At 52.6% G+C, this 15,256-nt stretch carries 14 protein-coding genes; 10 read left to right on the top strand and 4 right to left on the bottom strand.

What is annotated here, in order from left to right; all coding sequences use genetic code 11:
* Positions 1-125 precede the first annotated feature (125 nt).
* From PAT3040_RS03600 to PAT3040_RS03610, 3 genes are all read left to right on the top strand, one after another.
* Positions 126-332, top strand: a complete 207-nt coding sequence (locus tag PAT3040_RS03600) for a hypothetical protein (protein WP_087567728.1) — start codon at positions 126-128, stop codon at positions 330-332.
* A gap of 165 nt (positions 333-497) precedes the next feature.
* Positions 498-1,070 (top strand): stalk domain-containing protein, encoded by a 573-nt coding sequence (locus PAT3040_RS03605; RefSeq protein ID WP_087567729.1) that lies wholly within the window; start codon positions 498-500, stop codon positions 1,068-1,070.
* A 115-nt stretch (positions 1,071-1,185) separates the two neighbouring features.
* Entirely contained in the window at positions 1,186-1,497 is a 312-nt protein-coding gene (locus tag PAT3040_RS03610) for a DUF1292 domain-containing protein (protein ID WP_087567730.1), read from the top strand.
* A 68-nt stretch (positions 1,498-1,565) separates the two neighbouring features.
* On the opposite strand, the gene PAT3040_RS03615 is transcribed toward PAT3040_RS03610, so the two are convergent.
* Both PAT3040_RS03615 and PAT3040_RS03620 read right to left on the bottom strand, forming a co-directional pair.
* Positions 1,566-1,982 (bottom strand): DUF1885 family protein, encoded by a 417-nt coding sequence (locus PAT3040_RS03615; RefSeq protein ID WP_108991550.1) that lies wholly within the window; start codon positions 1,980-1,982, stop codon positions 1,566-1,568.
* Positions 1,983-2,044: 62 nt separating this feature from the next.
* Positions 2,045-3,514: an aminotransferase class I/II-fold pyridoxal phosphate-dependent enzyme gene (locus tag PAT3040_RS03620; protein ID WP_087567865.1), complete on the bottom strand. Its 1,470-nt coding sequence runs from the start codon at positions 3,512-3,514 to the stop codon at positions 2,045-2,047.
* 187 nt (positions 3,515-3,701) lie between these two features.
* Here PAT3040_RS03620 and PAT3040_RS03625 point away from each other — a divergent pair, with 187 nt between their 5' ends.
* Positions 3,702-4,886: an MFS transporter gene (locus PAT3040_RS03625; RefSeq protein WP_087567732.1), complete on the top strand. Its 1,185-nt coding sequence runs from the start codon at positions 3,702-3,704 to the stop codon at positions 4,884-4,886.
* A gap of 863 nt (positions 4,887-5,749) precedes the next feature.
* Positions 5,750-8,776: an efflux RND transporter permease subunit gene (locus PAT3040_RS03630; protein WP_108991551.1), complete on the top strand. Its 3,027-nt coding sequence runs from the start codon at positions 5,750-5,752 to the stop codon at positions 8,774-8,776.
* Between the two features lie 135 nt (positions 8,777-8,911).
* Here PAT3040_RS03630 and PAT3040_RS03635 read toward each other — a convergent pair whose 3' ends face one another.
* Positions 8,912-9,586 (bottom strand): DUF1054 domain-containing protein, encoded by a 675-nt coding sequence (locus PAT3040_RS03635; RefSeq protein WP_108991552.1) that lies wholly within the window; start codon positions 9,584-9,586, stop codon positions 8,912-8,914.
* 279 nt (positions 9,587-9,865) lie between these two features.
* Here PAT3040_RS03635 and PAT3040_RS03640 point away from each other — a divergent pair, with 279 nt between their 5' ends.
* Together PAT3040_RS03640 and gnd are read left to right on the top strand one after the other, a co-directional pair.
* Positions 9,866-10,462, top strand: a complete 597-nt coding sequence (locus tag PAT3040_RS03640; protein WP_087567735.1) for a YkzI domain-containing protein — start codon at positions 9,866-9,868, stop codon at positions 10,460-10,462.
* Positions 10,463-10,872: 410 nt separating this feature from the next.
* Positions 10,873-12,285: an NADP-dependent phosphogluconate dehydrogenase gene (gene gnd / locus PAT3040_RS03645; protein ID WP_087567736.1), complete on the top strand. Its 1,413-nt coding sequence runs from the start codon at positions 10,873-10,875 to the stop codon at positions 12,283-12,285.
* A 12-nt stretch (positions 12,286-12,297) separates the two neighbouring features.
* Here the strand turns inward: gnd and PAT3040_RS03650 are convergent, their stop codons facing one another.
* On the bottom strand, positions 12,298-12,591 hold the full coding sequence (locus PAT3040_RS03650; protein WP_087567737.1) for a BRO-N domain-containing protein: 294 nt from the start codon (positions 12,589-12,591) through the stop codon (positions 12,298-12,300).
* A gap of 141 nt (positions 12,592-12,732) precedes the next feature.
* Here PAT3040_RS03650 and PAT3040_RS03655 point away from each other — a divergent pair, with 141 nt between their 5' ends.
* The 3 genes from PAT3040_RS03655 to PAT3040_RS03665 all read left to right on the top strand — a co-directional run bounded on the left by PAT3040_RS03655 (position 12,733) and on the right by PAT3040_RS03665 (position 15,107).
* Positions 12,733-13,287 carry a shikimate kinase gene (locus PAT3040_RS03655; RefSeq protein WP_087567738.1) on the top strand — a complete coding sequence of 185 codons (555 nt, stop codon included), beginning with the start codon at positions 12,733-12,735 and terminating at the stop codon, positions 13,285-13,287.
* A 25-nt stretch (positions 13,288-13,312) separates the two neighbouring features.
* Positions 13,313-14,605: a 3-phosphoshikimate 1-carboxyvinyltransferase gene (gene aroA / locus PAT3040_RS03660; RefSeq protein WP_108991553.1), complete on the top strand. Its 1,293-nt coding sequence runs from the start codon at positions 13,313-13,315 to the stop codon at positions 14,603-14,605.
* 64 nt (positions 14,606-14,669) lie between these two features.
* Positions 14,670-15,107 carry a CoA-binding protein gene (locus tag PAT3040_RS03665; RefSeq protein WP_087567740.1) on the top strand — a complete coding sequence of 146 codons (438 nt, stop codon included), beginning with the start codon at positions 14,670-14,672 and terminating at the stop codon, positions 15,105-15,107.
* The last annotated feature ends 149 nt before the right edge of the window (positions 15,108-15,256 follow it).

Here is a 15,256-nt window from a genome sequence, read left to right on the forward strand (position 1 = left end):
GGTTATTTTTGCCGTTACTCTCTCTACTGTAACAAAATTTGCGAGAGCTTGCCATTTCCAGGTGCAACATTCCGTCCTCATTCATACGATGTTGAAGCTGGACCTAAAGGGAGAGGATGGTCAGGATGAGCAAAGGCGGCAAAGGAAAAAGCGTGAAGAAAAAAAAGGTGGCAAGCGACCACAAACAGGTTCATTATAAGCTGGTGTTGTCGGAGAGCTGCAGAGTATGCAAGACGCCTTGCGCCAAAGGGATGAACTACTTGGCGCGTATGCAAGAGCCTGGTGCAGTGGGCAAAGGGGTGCCGTGCATCCTGACCAGAACATACGGGTAATACTCTTTGATTGTATTTCCCAGGCAAGCGCAGTATTCAACAGCATTTGACAATGGATCATATTTATGATTTTGACGAAAAAATGATAAAAAATGAGCGCAACTTTGTTGGACAGCAAGAGTATAAATTTACATCCAGAATAGGCGGATGGGGGTTTATGCAGCGATGAAGTTCAGGAAAATTGCGATAATGCTGACGTTGCTGTCCATATGGGGCGGCACCATGATATTCGCGGACGCCACTACCCAGAAGGTACGCGTCATGATCAATGGCACAGAGCAGGATGAGGGCGGCGTATTATTGGAAGGAAAGACGTATTTGCCGCTGCGCCAGATTGCGGAAGCGATGGGAGCCATCGTCCGATGGGACGATAACAATAAGCGGGCGATTCTTTACAAGCCGAACGTCCATATGTTTCTGTACAATGGCAGTCAGCCGTTCGGCGGCGTGAACAAAGGATATCAGGGCAAAATTAAAGTATTCTCCCAAATTGACAATGTGAAGACAGATCTTGCTTCCGTAAAGGTAACGATTGAGGATCCGTCTGGCAAGGAGCGGTTTATTCAAAGCGAGAATGTGACGAACAACAACGATTCCTTCTGGTTCATCACAGATGAATTCGATTACAAGTTCGACGCCACGGGCAAATATAAAGTACGATTCTATATGCGTCTGTCGAACTCGGAAGATTGGGTAGTCGTATCGGAGAAGCTCATCACTTCCTCATCCAAAGGTTAACTGCATTAATTATCATGAGGTCCCTCCATGGAGGGGCTTCTTTCGTTTGACCCGCGATATACGAACATGTTACGATAGGCAGGTATGATTAATTAACGGAAGCGGGGTTGCAAACATGAGCGAGCATCAGCACGGACCGGATTGCGGCTGCGGTCATGATCACGATCACGAACACGAAGAGCATGTGTTCATTGTGACCAATGACGAAGGCGAAGAACGCGAGATGGTCATGGTATATACGTTCGAATCCGAGAACAATGCGTACGCAGTTTTGCTGGATCGTCAAGATCCGGAGCTGGACGGCGTTATATTCCGCATTGAAGAAGAGAACGACGAAGCATTTCTGGTCGGCATCGAAGATGATGCGGAGTGGGAGCGCGTAACGGCGATCTACGAAGAGATTGCGCGTACCGAGAACGAAGAATAAGGATGCAGTAATAATTAAACGGGCTGCGCAGCCGGGTATTGAACCTGACTGTGCAGCCCGTTATCGTTTTATTTGCGTGGATTGTAATAAATCGTTCTGCCGTTAAACATCGTGAGCTCTGCTTTCAGCTTCTTGGCCATATACTTGCATAGCTCGTTGCCTTTGGCCTTGTCGCCGTGTGTAGAGCCTTCCGGCAACACGACCTGAATACAGTTGACGTCTGAGCCGGCGACACTCGTCGTCACCGAAGTTCCCAGAATCATGTACTTATAAGGTCTGGCCGTTCCTTTAAGGTAGAACCATCGGTCGTCTCCGGCGGATTCTTCCGTGTACGGGAAGGCGGCGCTTGCGTAGTCCCAACCGAGTTGTTGGCCGGTTAAAGCAGTCTGACTCACATAATGCGCCAACGTATCCCGAATGTCTTGAAGCGTAATGTCTTGAGCGGTTGAGCCTTCCACTAGCTTGATGTAAGCACTCTGACTCATCTATCATCACCTCTAAGGGCATCATAGCATGAGCTGGAAACCTTGACAATAAATATGGTTTATTAAGAGATGGCGGTTTCTTCGACGATTACTTTCACGTACTGGATGCTTCGATCCTCGGGACCCTTGACGGGCAAGCCTACCTCAACATGATCGACAATATAATCGATGTTCGCTTGCGAGATAACCTCTCCCGGCAGCAGGATCGGAATACCTGGCGGATAGACATAGATAAACTCGGCAATGATACGTCCTGCAGACTCCTTGAAAGGAATGACCTCCGTTTCTGCATAAAAGGCATCGCGCGGAGTAAGAGAAAGCTGAGGAATCTCAGGAATCTTAACGACTAACTCTCGTGCTTCGGCCCCTGCATGAAACGCATCGGATAAGCCCCGAAGCGCTTGAATAAGCTTCGCTACGGATTCCGACGTATCTCCAGGCGTAACTAGGCAAAGAATGTTATACATATCGCTAAGCTCGATCTCCAGATTATAGTTGTCGCGAAGCCAATTTTCGACGTCGTAACCTGTTACGCCGAGATGGCGCACATGAATCGAGACCTTGGTCGGATCGTAGTCGTAAGTCGCCTCACCGCCAAGTATTTCCTCGCCGAAGCTGTACAGACCTGGTATTTCGTTAATTTGGCGTCGAGCGTCCTGTGCCAGCTCGATGACACGCTCAGCGATTTCGCGGCCGTTCAAGGCCAGATTGCGGCGTGATGTATCGAGCGAAGCCAGCAGAATATAGGATGTGGACGTCGTTGTCAGCATGCTGATGATCGTCTGAACACGCTGCGGATTTACGCGTCCCTTGCGAATGTTAAGCACGGAGCTTTGCGTCATGGAGCCGCCGAGCTTGTGCACGCTTGTTGCTGCCATATCCGCTCCGGCCTGCATGGCCGACATCGGCAGCTTGTCGTGGAAATGAATGAGCACGCCATGAGCTTCGTCTACCAGTACCGGAATATCGTAGCTATGAACCAGATCGACGATTTCCTTTAAGTTGGCGCAGATGCCGAAGTAAGTCGGATTGATAACGAGCACGGCCTTGGCGTCGGGATGACGCTCCAATGCACGGCGAACGGAACGGGTCGTGATGCCATGGTCGATGCCAAGCGTGCTGTCGCGTGCAGGCGAAATAAATACAGGTCTCGCGCCGGCGAAAATAATAGCAGCCATAATCGACTTGTGCACGTTGCGAGGCACGATGATTTTGTCGCCGGGGGAGCAGACAGACATAATCATCGTGATAATCGCGCCGCTAGTGCCCTGCACGGAAAAGTAAGTAAAGTCAGAGCCGAATGCATCCGCCGCAAGTTTCTGAGATTCTTCAATGACGCCTGTCGGTTGATGCAAGTCATCCAACGGAGCTATATTGATAAGATCGATCGACAACGCATTGTCGCCGATAAATTCGCGGAATTCGGAGTCGCTTCCGACGCCTTTTTTGTGACCTGGAATGTGGAATTGAACGGGATTATGCGCCGCATGTTCGCGTAGCGCAGTGAAGAGCGGGGTTTTATTATGATCCATCGCCGTATCCCTGCCTTTCATCAGATGTACAAACAAAGTTGAGTATAACAAAAACAAGCGGTTTTGCAAGTAAAGATTATCTGTAGAAGGCGCTCCAGGCGCGGGATTTATCGTATTTGTTACAAAATTGTTCATACTTGCACCGTTCCTACTTATGGTACGATAGTATGGTGGAGGGATTAACGGCATGAAGGATAAGCGTTTGCTCATTGTAATGGGAATATTGATGATTACTTTTATCGGCTTCGGCATTATCATCCCGGTTATGCCGGAAATTATACAGGATGCCGACCCGGAGAACGCGGAGCTTCACACGGGCTGGATGCTGGCGTTATACTCGGCGGTATCCTTTATATTGTCGCCGCTTTGGGGCAATTGGTCGGACCGGATCGGTCGCCGGCCCATCATTTTGATCGGTCTGCTTGGATTCGCCGCGAGCTTTCTCTTGTTCGGTCTCGCTTCGGGCAATCTCGCGCTTATGTACGCTTCCCGGGCGATCGGCGGCTTGTTCTCGGGCGCTGTCGCGTCTGTCATCGTCGCCTATGTGGCGGACATTACTCCTCCGGAGCAGCGAACTAAGGGCATGGGGCTCGTCGGCATGTCGATCGGTCTCGGCTTCACGATCGGCCCAGGCTTCGGGGGGCTGCTCAGCGTCGTCTCGCACGAAACGCCGTTTTTCGCGGCAGCCGGCTTGGCGCTCTTAACTTTCGTGCTCGCGCTGCTCAAGCTAAACGAATCGTTGACACCCGAGCAGCGCAAGAAACCAGCCGAGAAGCGAACTTCGCGGTGGACGGCATTCCAGGGACCGCTCAAACATCTGTACGTGCTTGCCTTCTTCGTGACATTCACGCTTGCGGGCATGGAAGCGACACTGCAATTTTTCGGGATGAGCCGGTTCGACGTAACGCCGCTTGAGGTTGGCTTGCTCTTCTTCGTTTGCGGCATCGTCGGCGCGCTCGTTCAAGGGGGCATCGTTAGAAGGCGGATTAAGAAAGGCGAGGAGCCGCGTTATATTGTGATCGGCTTAATCATCTCGGCCGCAGGATTCTTTTTGCTGCTGTTCGCGCACTCGCTGACTTGGGCGATTCTGTCGCTCGCGGTGTTCGGAGTCGGCAACGCACTGATCCGTCCTTGCGTAACGTCGCTCATTACCCAGAAGACGAAGGTAGGACAAGGCGTTGCATCGGGGTTAAGCTCGTCGATGGATAGTCTGGGACGAATCGCGGGCCCTCTGTTAGGATCGTTTATTTTCACGATTGGCGAAGGTCTGCCTTATTTGATCGGAGGCGTTCTATGCATTGCCGCTCTTCTGTTCGTATTCCGTTTCCGTCAATTGGACGAACAGGAGCGAACCGTATCGGCAGAAGGATAGACCGTTATTTTAAAACATTAGGAAAACAACACGTCATACTATCTCGATATTTCTCGGAGTGTAACGCGCTGCACCCGCCAAAAGAGGGGGCAATGCGTTTCACCTTGAGCATGACAGACTGGCTCCCCATCTCGATGGGGGGCTTTTTTTTAGTTTAAGAAATTATGCAAACTTAAGACTTGGGGAAAGTAAGCAAGTTGTTCATGTGCAGATAAAAACGGTTAGAAAATCGAACAGATCTTAACGGGAATGTTTGCGTCTTTGATGAAGCATAAAACTGTGTTTCATTTGCCGCATGGCTGGTTCGAGTAGCCAATGAGCTTTAAAACTATGATTCGTATGCCGCATGTCTGACTCGAGTAACCCCAATGAAACATAAAACTTCATTCACCCAAGTTGCTTGCCTGTTCGGCCCCTGACCTAGCCCAATAAAGCGGATGTTTTCGCTAAAATAATCCGTTCGCCCCCCGGCCCCAATGGCATCGACCTATTTCCCTCGAAAGTGCTGCATTCGCTGAGTTAAGTCGGTGCCACCGATCTATTATCCTCGAAAGTGCTGCATTTGCTGATTTAAGTCGGTGGCATCGATCTATTTTCCTCGAAGGATGCTGCTTCCGCGGAGTTAAGTCGATGCCACCGATCTATTTCCCTCGAAGGAGCTTCTTCCGCGGAGTTAAGTCGATGACACCGATCTGTTTTCATCGCGAACAAGGCGTATCCCCGACCAAAGTCCTGTTTTGCCTCCGGCTAACGGCGTGGCAATAATACCGTCTGGAGACGTTTTTGCAAGTTTTTCCTTACCCGTATGATGGTAAAGACAAAACAAACAAAACCGGTTTCGGAAAAGGAGCAGATTGGAAAGCATGAGCAGTATTACAGGTTGGTCGTTCCGCAATAAGGCGGCAATCGGGTTATTGGTCGTCATGGCGCTGGCGGTAGGAGTTATCAGTTACTTAAGGCTGCCGATGGAGTTCCTGCCTGCGGCGGATAATCCGCAGGTTATGATTACGTCCATCGGGCAAGGCGTCAATGCAAAGACGATGGAAGAGCGCGTCACGGAGCCGCTTGAGCAGGCGGTTATGTTCACGAAAGGCAAGACGTCGTTGTTCTCCACTTCCGGGGAAGGATACTCGCAGATCAGTCTTAACTTCGATTCTTCCACGAACATGAAGGAAGCGAAAGCGGAGGTGGAGCGCGCGGTAGCAGCCGTTCCGCTGCCAGGCAATGTGATGCCGCCGTTTGTCATCCAATTCCATACATCGATGATTCCGATCTCCTGGGTCACGGTTACGTTTGATGAGAGCGTAAGCGGCCAAGAGCGCGAAGAGCGGCTGACCGCCATTAAAAACGAGCTGCAAGGCATCGAAGGAGCCGGTCAAATATCCGTATCGGGCGGAGCTAAGGCGGTTATCCACATTCAGCCGGACGCTGACAAGCTCGCAGATGCAGACATTCCAGTACAGACATTAATGGGAGTGCTGCAGGGCAGAGGCGCACAGGCGTCGGTTGGTGAGAGAAGCATTGACGGTCAAGCCGTCAGTCTCAACGTTACGGAAACGATCGGCACGCTGGAGACGCTAAAGCGTCTGACCGTTCTACCCGGAGTCGAGCTTGGGGATGTCGCCGAGGTGACGCTGGCGAATGAGAAGGAGAATGTCAGCCGCATGAACGGCAAGGACGCCGTTTTGCTGACCATCTCGAAGGCAGCCGATGCCAATGCGGTGTCGGTCGGCAAGTCCATACAAGCGAAGGTCGAAGAGCTTGGCGCGGAGGGCGGCGGCGTAAACGTTTCGGTACTGCTAAGCAGCGCGGAATCCGTGGAGCATTCCGTTAACAGCATGCTGCGCGAAGTACTGCTTGGCGCTTTGTTCGCTACTATTGTCATCTTGTTGTTTATGCGCAACTTCAGAGCGACGATCGTAACGATCGTATCTATTCCGCTTTCGCTCGGCATCACACTTTATTTGCTGCAGCTGTCTGGTGTTTCGCTGAACATTATTACGCTCGGTGGCGTAGCGGTTGCCGTCGGACGGCTCGTGGACGACAGCATCGTCGTCATCGAGAATATATACCGCAGGTTGCAGAAGGAGGCCTTCTCCGTCTCGCTTATAACAGACGCGACAAGGGAAGTCGCGTCTGCGATTACATCTTCGACGATCGTAACGGTAGCGGTGTTTCTGCCTATGGGGCTGCTACGCGGTTCGTTGCAGGCGTTCCTGCTGCCGTTCGCTTTGACGGTGACATACTCGCTGCTCGCCTCTCTGCTTGTCGCTTTGACCGTCGTGCCACTGCTTAGTGCATGGCTGCTGAAAGGCACGAAGGAGAAGGAGCACGGAGGAGCGCCTCGCTTCGCGAAGTTCCTGGCATGGAATTTGCAGCGTAAGTGGATACCGCTAACGCTGGCGGTGGTTCTGCTGGCCGGGTCGGTTGGCGCATACGTCACCATGCCGAAAGCCGCGTTGGATTCCTCCAGCGCGGAGAATTTAAGCGTAACGTTGGAGTATCCTAACGACACGCCGGAGAATGAGGTGCTGGCGGGCGGAACGAAGCTGGAGAGCTATCTGGTTGAGCGGGCCGATGTGGAATGGACAATGATGTCCGTCGGCAACAGCTCTGATGACGCCCAGTTCGGAGCCGTGTCGTCTCCTACGTTAATCTCTTATCTGGTGGGCATGAAGAAAGGAGCCGACGCGGAGAAGACGCTTGATGCCCTTCGGGCTCAGGGCGGCGAATATCCGGATGCCGAACTGCTGGCGGGCGCGACGGATTTGATGATGGGCGGAGGCTCTACGACGGTGTTCGTCGACGTGACGGGCGAAGAGGCGAAACTCGCCGAGGCGGCGGGCATGCTGGAGGAGGCTCTGGCGAAAATTGAAGGCGTAGAGAAGGTGGAGAGCAGTCAGGAGGATCTGAAGCCGGTCTATTCGTTCCAGGTCAAGCCGGAGCTGGCTCGCGGCGAAGAGATAGCCCAGCAGCTTCAGCTCGCGTTGAATCCCGTCCCTATCGGCTCCATATCGTTGAATACGAGCGAGACGCCGGTATGGCTGCAGCCTGTCGTCGATCCGCAGTCGGAGAGCGAGCTTGGGTCTCTTACCGTTATGACGGAAGCAGGGGCGGTTCCTGTCTCTACGGTGGCTACGTTAATTCGGACGGAAGAACCCACCTTGTATTACCATAAGGAAGGCAAACCCTATTTGCGGGTGACCGCTAGCGTAGATCCAGCGAAGCTGTCTGTGGTAGGAACCGAAATTTCCAAGGCGGCAGATGCCTTGCAGCTTCCAGAAGGCGTGGAGTTCTCGGTAGGCGGCGCTTCCGCGGATCAGGCCGGCGACTTCGCGGACCTCGGCATGACGGCTCTTATCTCAATTGGTCTCGTCTATCTGATCATGGTTCTAACATTCAAAACGCTGCGGGCTCCACTTGCGATCATGATCTCCTTGCCGCTAGCCGCGATCGGTGCGGTCACAGGGCTTCTAGTCTCCGGCGTTACGCCGGACTTCACAGCCATGTTCGGAGCGTTGATGCTAATTGGCATCGTGGTAACGAACGCCATCGTGCTCATCGACAGAGTCAAGCAAAACGAGCAATCCATGACGATCCGCGATGCTTTGCTAGAAGCAGCCTCGACAAGAATGAGGCCGATCATCATGACGGCGCTTGCGACGATCTGCGCGATGCTGCCTCTCGTATTCGGCTCGCATGAATCCGGGAGCATCGTATCCCAAAGTCTGGCGATCGTCGTCATCGGCGGCTTGGCGGCAGCGACTCTGCTGACGTTAATCATTGTGCCTTGTGTATACGAGCTGCTGTTCTTCCGCAAATCGAGGAAGGAACGAAAGGCAACTAACGATTCGTTAATGAAGGAAGCGGCAGCGGGAACGGAAGTTTGATGCTGCAACCCTTGTAATTAACCTTGAGTAAAAACAGAACAAGCCGGAGAAATCAGCACATGCGCGCTGGTTTCTCCGGCTTGCTCGTCTGCTCTGCATACGATGTGCCCCGCGGAACTCAATAGGAGGTTCGTTTTATCGCGATCGGTTGCAAGCCAGCTCATACAACGGAAGCAGTGTTTCGTAGGTGCTAAGAGCGTATCGCAGCAGCTTTTCGCCATCCTGCAGCACAGGATCGTCCGCCGAGAGATGGCGGCCGACAAGCAGCTCTGCTTTGCCAACGTCCCGAAATCTTACGAGCGCCGTCTTCCAGGCTGCTTCGTCCATTTCTCCGACTTCCTGTGCTTCCTTCTTCATATGGTCAAGCGACATCATGAAGTCAGACGGGACGGTCTCGATAACGTCGTCGAGCTGATCCAGAAAGGCGGATGCGATCGCTTTTTTGTTGGGCACCTCATAGATCAGGGCGAGCCAGATAAAGACATGGTCGTCGAACAGGCCGAGCTGGAAGTGGGGATGAGACTTGTAGCCGCGCTTGTTGTCGCAGATCGACAGCCAGGTATCCTTGGGGGCGTTCACCGTCCTTCTCGCGTGTTTTGCGATATGGAGGTACATCTCGCGTCCCGCTAGCCGGGAAATCTCGTCCACGATTTGCTCGCCAAAGGCGCGGAATTTGGGCTGAATGAGAGTCTGTATGCCATTCATGCGAGCTTCGAGACCTTCCAATTGAAAAACGTCAAAGTCGGCGGCAGCGAAGCCTTCCAGCGGAGCGTGAGCGGTATTTTTATGGTCGGCAGATGTAATTGTCATTTCGCGTATTCTCCTTACTAACATTATAATGGGATATGGATGAGAAACTTTATTATTTTAGAATGATTATAACATAATTCATTGGAAATGCCTATCTGAATAGGTACAGCTAGGGTGCGAGAGAGGGGAGAACCGGCAGCATTGAAGAATGGGCAACCCAGACTTAAAAATTAGTCAATAATCCAAGTTGCCAGAACATAAGATGAAGTATAAGATAGTGGTAAGAACAAATTGTCAGAACATTTCGTCAAATAACACTTGGTTAAGGGAGGGATTGCCGTGAATAAGAGCTACGAAGTCGAATATTGTAATCTGGAGCTGCGATTCGAACGCCGGCAAATCCAAAATCTCATCCGGGATCTCATTCAGGAAGGTTATTCCTTATACTGGAGCGAGACGGAAGGGCAGTTCCTCGTTTCCATTCGGACCGGCAGGAAGCTCGTGAAGCTTCAGTTCCACCGAATGAACACCCGTTACAAAATTGTAGGCGATTATGTGATCAAAGACGAAAAACTGTCGGAGCTTCTGGAGAAATTGATTAACGATACACGGGGTCATGCAGTCGTTAAACGAATCAAGGATCGGCAAATCGTAATCGAGAACATTATGTTCGGCGAAATCATACGACTTGTGGAGGTGTCAGGCATGGAGCATCGGATTATCTATCAAAAGAAACCTTTCGTGACAATAGAGGAAATGATCAAGGCGTTCCAATCGAAGCGCGCAGAAGAGCGTGCGGCGGTGCTGAGGTTCGAGCTTGATTATGAGCTGCTGGTGCTGCACGAAGCGCTTGAGGCTCATAATGAGGAAGCGGTTGCAGAATCTAAGGAAAGGTTGGTTGCGCTTCGTTCGGAGATGCTGCAGCTAGAGTTGTGAGGGAATGGCGAGAAGAGTAAATCTTAAGCTTTAAAGAAACGATCATGCAGTCGCCCGGAACGGTGCGGCGCGCAGGGTCGTTTTTTGCTATAAGAATAACGCAACCTTGCTCTCGGTTATTCTTATGGATGAGGACGGCCAATCAGGTTTTCTTCCGGATGTAAAAAGAGTAGAATAAAGCTATTGTAAGACTTTAAGTGCAAGTTCAAAAAGTTCGGTTATCAGTACCGAGAAGATTGGATGAAGCTAGGACCTGAGGAGCGGAGCGTAGTGGAAGCTACGTGAGCACCGGAAGGTTCGGCTGCATTCAATATTCGACGTCGAGTACGCTTCTAGGATTACTTCGTAATGGGAAGCGAACTTTTTGAACAACCTCTTAAAAATATATTGGAAAAGGATGGAAGAAACTCATGTCTAAGCAGCAAATCGGCGTTATCGGCATGGCCGTTATGGGCAGAAACCTTGCCCTCAATATCGAGAGCAGAGGATTCACCGTCTCCGTGTTCAACCGCTCGCGGGAGAAAACGGACGAACTTATCAGCGAATCCGCAGGCAAAAACCTGGTTCCAACCTACACGATCGAAGAATTCGTCGCTTCTCTTGAAGTGCCTCGCAAAATCCTCATCATGGTGCAAGCCGGAGCGGGTACGGACGCAACAATCGACTCCCTTGTGCCGCATTTGGATCAAGGCGACATTATCATTGACGGCGGCAACGCTTATTTCCCCGACACGCAGCGCCGCAGCAAAGAGCTTGAAGCAAAAGGCTTCCGTTTTATTGGCACTGGCGTATCCGGCGGCGAAGAAGGCGCGCTGAAAGGCCCATCCATCATGCCGGGCGGCCAGAAATCCGCTTACGAGCTTGTTGAGCCGATACTGACGGCTATTGCAGCTAAAGTAGGCGAAGACGCTTGCTGTACTTACATCGGCCCGGACGGCGCCGGCCATTACGTAAAGATGGTTCACAACGGCATCGAATACGGCGACATGCAGCTTATCTGCGAAGCTTACGACTTGCTTAAAAACGTGCTTGACGTCAGCACGGAAGAACTGCACGAAATCTTCACCGAGTGGAACAAAGGCGAGCTCGACAGCTACCTGATCGAGATTACGCGCGATATCTTCTCCAAATACGATCCGGAAACGGGCAAACCGATGGTTGACGTTATTTTGGACTCCGCCGGCCAAAAGGGTACGGGCAAGTGGACAAGCCAAAGCTCCCTGGACCTTGGCGTACCGTTGTCCATCATTACGGAATCCGTATTTACCCGCTTCCTGTCGGCTATGAAAGAAGAACGCGTAGCGGCAAGCAAAGTGCTGAGCGGTCCTGCAAAAGCTCCGTTCCAGGGCGATAAAGCGGCATTTATCGAAGCTGTACGCAAGGCGCTGTTCGCGAGCAAAATCTGCTCTTACGCGCAAGGCTTCGCGCAAATGCGCGCCGCTTCAGACGAATACGGCTGGGATCTTCGCTACGGCGACATCGCAAAAATCTTCCGCGGCGGCTGCATCATCCGTGCGCGTTTCCTGCAGAACATCACGGACGCTTACGACCGCGATCCGGGTCTTCGCAACCTGCTGCTTGATCCTTACTTCAAAGAAATCGTGGAGTCGTACCAAGGCGCATGGCGCGAAGTGATTACTTCCGCCGTAACAAACGGCGTGCCGGTACCGGCATTCTCCAGCGCGCTGGCTTATTTCGACAGCTACCGCACGGAGCGTCTGCCGGCGAACCTGCTGCAAGCGCAACGCGATTACTTTGGCGCCCATACGTTCAAGCGCGTGGACAAGGAAGGTTCGTTCCACTTCAACTGGCTTCAATCCTAATCGCTAGCGCTGTCAGGCCAGGCCATGGGACGCTTCGCGCAGCCAATCGCGCAGGCGGTCCGCCTCCTGGTCGCTGCAGTGCCTGCGCTGGATGAGCGCCATGGCCGCTTCGGCGAAGTATAAAAAGTTTTTCATGAGACGTGGCTGCGACAGATCCATGAATGCGGGATCTTCGTCAGCCACCTTTTTTTTAATGTAACCTAGCATCCATACAACATCGTCGCGGCAGAGCGGGTGTTCCGGGCTCAGGATGGTACGGATTCGCAGCTCCGTCGGGTGTATGGGACGGGTGGGACTGTTCATCATGGGATCACTCCTCGGCATAAAGTTTGCATCATTAACATACATACGGCTAATCCAACTTTTTTATACACCGAATCTGCAAAAAAATGATATGATATGGAAGAATTGCTTTCGAGAGAAACACGGCAAAGGATGATTGCTCAGATGGAAGTGAACAAGCTCGTGCTGGTCGGATTTATGGGAACGGGCAAGTCCAGCGTCAGCCGCGAGCTGTCGGCGAGACTCGGCTGGGCGAGGCTCGACAGTGACGAGGAGATTGTAAAACGCGCAGGAAAAAGCATATCGGATATATTCGCCACCGATGGAGAAGGCCGGTTCCGGGATCTGGAATCGGAAGCCATTGCCGATCTGCTTAACAAGGAACAACCGGGAATTATCGCGACAGGCGGCGGAGCCGTGCTGCGCGAATCCAATAGAAGCATCATGCTGGAGAAGAGCCTCGTCGTTGCTTTAATGGCGGATGCCGAGAGCATTATCGCCCGCGTCTCGAAGGACGAGGAGCGTCCCCTCCTGCAAGGCGATGCCCGCGAGCGGGTATACAAGCTGCTGGAACAACGCCGCGGCGCTTACGACTTCGCCCATCTTGCCATTGATACAACGGGCCTGTCCGTTCAGGATGTGGCGGAGAGAATTATTGCATGCAAGAACGAGTGGAACGCCCCTGGTCCTTCAAGCGGCTCTGGCGATGCAACCGAATAATGGAATGGCAAAGGAGACTTAACCGATGGATGTTATCGTAACACCGACTCCCCGTCTAGCGGGAGAAATTCAAGCGCTTTCCTCCAAAAACTATACGACTCGCTACCTGCTGGTCGCTGCTCTTGCAGAAGGCACAAGCACGATCTACTATCCGGCTCACAGCGAAGACAGCGACGCCATGCGCCGCTGCATCCGCGATCTTGGCGCGATCGTCGAAGAAGACGACGAGAAAATTGTGATTACGGGCTTCGGCCGCAATCCCAAGCCTGTGGAACAACTGGATGTGGGCAATGCCGGCGCCGTCCTGCGTTTCTTGATGGCGATTGCTTCGTTATGCCCGGATGTCACGTTCATAAACCGTTACCCCGATTCGCTGGGCAAACGTCCGCATGACGACCTTATCGAGTCATTGACGGCGATGGGCGTAAAGATCGAGCACCGCGAGGGCAAGCTGCCGATCCGCATTCAAGGCGGACAACCGAAAGGCGGCCATATTCAAGTATCAGGCAACATCAGCTCCCAATTCCTCAGCGCGCTGTTGTTCCTCACTCCACTGCTGGAAGAGGACAGCGAGATTGAAGTGCTGCACGACCTGAAGTCCAAGGTCGTCGTAGGACAGACCTTGGAGGTGCTGGAGCAGGCGGGCATCGTCATTCATGCCGATGAGGATTACATGCGCTTCCGCGTTCCCGGGGGACAGAAGTATGCGGCCAAGACGTATTCCGTGCAAGGCGATTATCCGGGTTCCGCAGCCATTTTGGCGGCAGCAGCCGTTACGGAATCGGACATCGTCGTTCATCGTCTCGTGGAAAACAGCAAACAAGGCGAACGCGCCGTTGTCGACGTGCTGCGTATGATGGAAGCGCCGCTGACTCACGAGAACGATATCGTCCGAGTAAAGGGGAACGGCAAGCTGAAAGCCGTGGAATTCGACGGAGACCACGCGACGGATGCCGTGCTGGCAATGGTTGCGGCGGCGGTATTTGCCGAGGGCACTTCCCGGTTCTACAACGTCGAGAATTTGCGCTACAAAGAATGCGACCGCATTACGGATTACCTGAACGAGCTTCGCAAGGCCGGAGCCAACGTGGAAGAACGCCAAGCGGAAATTATTGTGCATGGCAGACCGGAAGGCGTGGAAGGCGGCGTAGAGATCAACGCGCATTACGACCATCGCGTCATCATGGCGCTGACTATCGTGGGCTTGCGTTCCAATTCCCCGATTCGCATCCGCGACGCGCATCATGTGGCGAAGTCGTATCCGATTTATTTTGACCACCTGAAGGCGCTTGGCGCGAACGTGGAATGGGTACAGTAGATTGTAGGCGCAGCTGTCAGCATGCCGGCTGCCGCATTTAATCCAAGACGGAGGTGCACGATTCATGACATTCAGCAATCCAACCAGAGAACGGTTGAAGGAGATCTTGCAGGCAAGCCAGAACATCGCGGTAGTCGGCTTGTCGGACAAGCAGGACCGCGTCTCGTACATGGTATCCGAGGCGATGCAGGCAAAGGGATATACGATCATTCCCGTCAATCCGGCGGCAAAAGGTCCTATTCTTGGGCAAACGACCTATGCGGCCCTCAAGGATATCCCTGTTCCGGTCGATATCGTGAACGTATTCCGCCGCAGCGAGCATACGCCGGAGGTGGCGGAGGAAGCGGTGGCGATCGGAGCGAAGACGTTGTGGCTCCAGCTCGGCATCGCGAGTGATGAAGCTGCTGCTATCGCGGAAGCGGGAGGGCTGGAGGTTGTCATGGACCGCTGCATCAAAGTGGAGGATTCCATTTTGCTTCCGCAAGGCAAGTCAGGACAATGAAGCAATTTTAGAACATACGGAAGCGGGCCGACTCGGCCCGCTTTTTTTCGTTCAATTAATGCGGCTAGCGTTGGCTTTGACAAATAGTTAGCCAGCGCTTAACATCAAATAAGACATACTTACCGATTTTCAGTACATGAGGGTATCTC

Origin of the sequence: Paenibacillus agaridevorans (genome assembly GCF_003112455.1) — a bacterium.
Taxonomy (GTDB): domain Bacteria; phylum Bacillota; class Bacilli; order Paenibacillales; family Paenibacillaceae; genus Pristimantibacillus; species Pristimantibacillus agaridevorans.

What these genes read in the sequence shown, in the direction of transcription:
- PAT3040_RS03600 (WP_087567728.1), top strand. Translation starts at nt 126, where the DNA reads ATGAGCAAAGGCGGCAAAGGAAAAAGCGTGAAGAAAAAAAAGGTGGCA.
- PAT3040_RS03605 (WP_087567729.1), top strand. Translation starts at nt 498, where the DNA reads ATGAAGTTCAGGAAAATTGCGATAATGCTGACGTTGCTGTCCATATGG.
- PAT3040_RS03610 (WP_087567730.1), top strand. Translation starts at nt 1,186, where the DNA reads ATGAGCGAGCATCAGCACGGACCGGATTGCGGCTGCGGTCATGATCAC.
- PAT3040_RS03615 (WP_108991550.1), bottom strand. Translation starts at nt 1,982, where the DNA reads ATGAGTCAGAGTGCTTACATCAAGCTAGTGGAAGGCTCAACCGCTCAA.
- PAT3040_RS03620 (WP_087567865.1), bottom strand. Translation starts at nt 3,514, where the DNA reads ATGGATCATAATAAAACCCCGCTCTTCACTGCGCTACGCGAACATGCG.
- PAT3040_RS03625 (WP_087567732.1), top strand. Translation starts at nt 3,702, where the DNA reads ATGAAGGATAAGCGTTTGCTCATTGTAATGGGAATATTGATGATTACT.
- PAT3040_RS03630 (WP_108991551.1), top strand. Translation starts at nt 5,750, where the DNA reads ATGAGCAGTATTACAGGTTGGTCGTTCCGCAATAAGGCGGCAATCGGG.
- PAT3040_RS03635 (WP_108991552.1), bottom strand. Translation starts at nt 9,586, where the DNA reads ATGACAATTACATCTGCCGACCATAAAAATACCGCTCACGCTCCGCTG.
- gnd (WP_087567736.1), top strand. Translation starts at nt 10,873, where the DNA reads ATGTCTAAGCAGCAAATCGGCGTTATCGGCATGGCCGTTATGGGCAGA.
- PAT3040_RS03650 (WP_087567737.1), bottom strand. Translation starts at nt 12,591, where the DNA reads ATGATGAACAGTCCCACCCGTCCCATACACCCGACGGAGCTGCGAATC.
- PAT3040_RS03655 (WP_087567738.1), top strand. Translation starts at nt 12,733, where the DNA reads ATGGAAGTGAACAAGCTCGTGCTGGTCGGATTTATGGGAACGGGCAAG.
- aroA (WP_108991553.1), top strand. Translation starts at nt 13,313, where the DNA reads ATGGATGTTATCGTAACACCGACTCCCCGTCTAGCGGGAGAAATTCAA.
- PAT3040_RS03665 (WP_087567740.1), top strand. Translation starts at nt 14,670, where the DNA reads ATGACATTCAGCAATCCAACCAGAGAACGGTTGAAGGAGATCTTGCAG.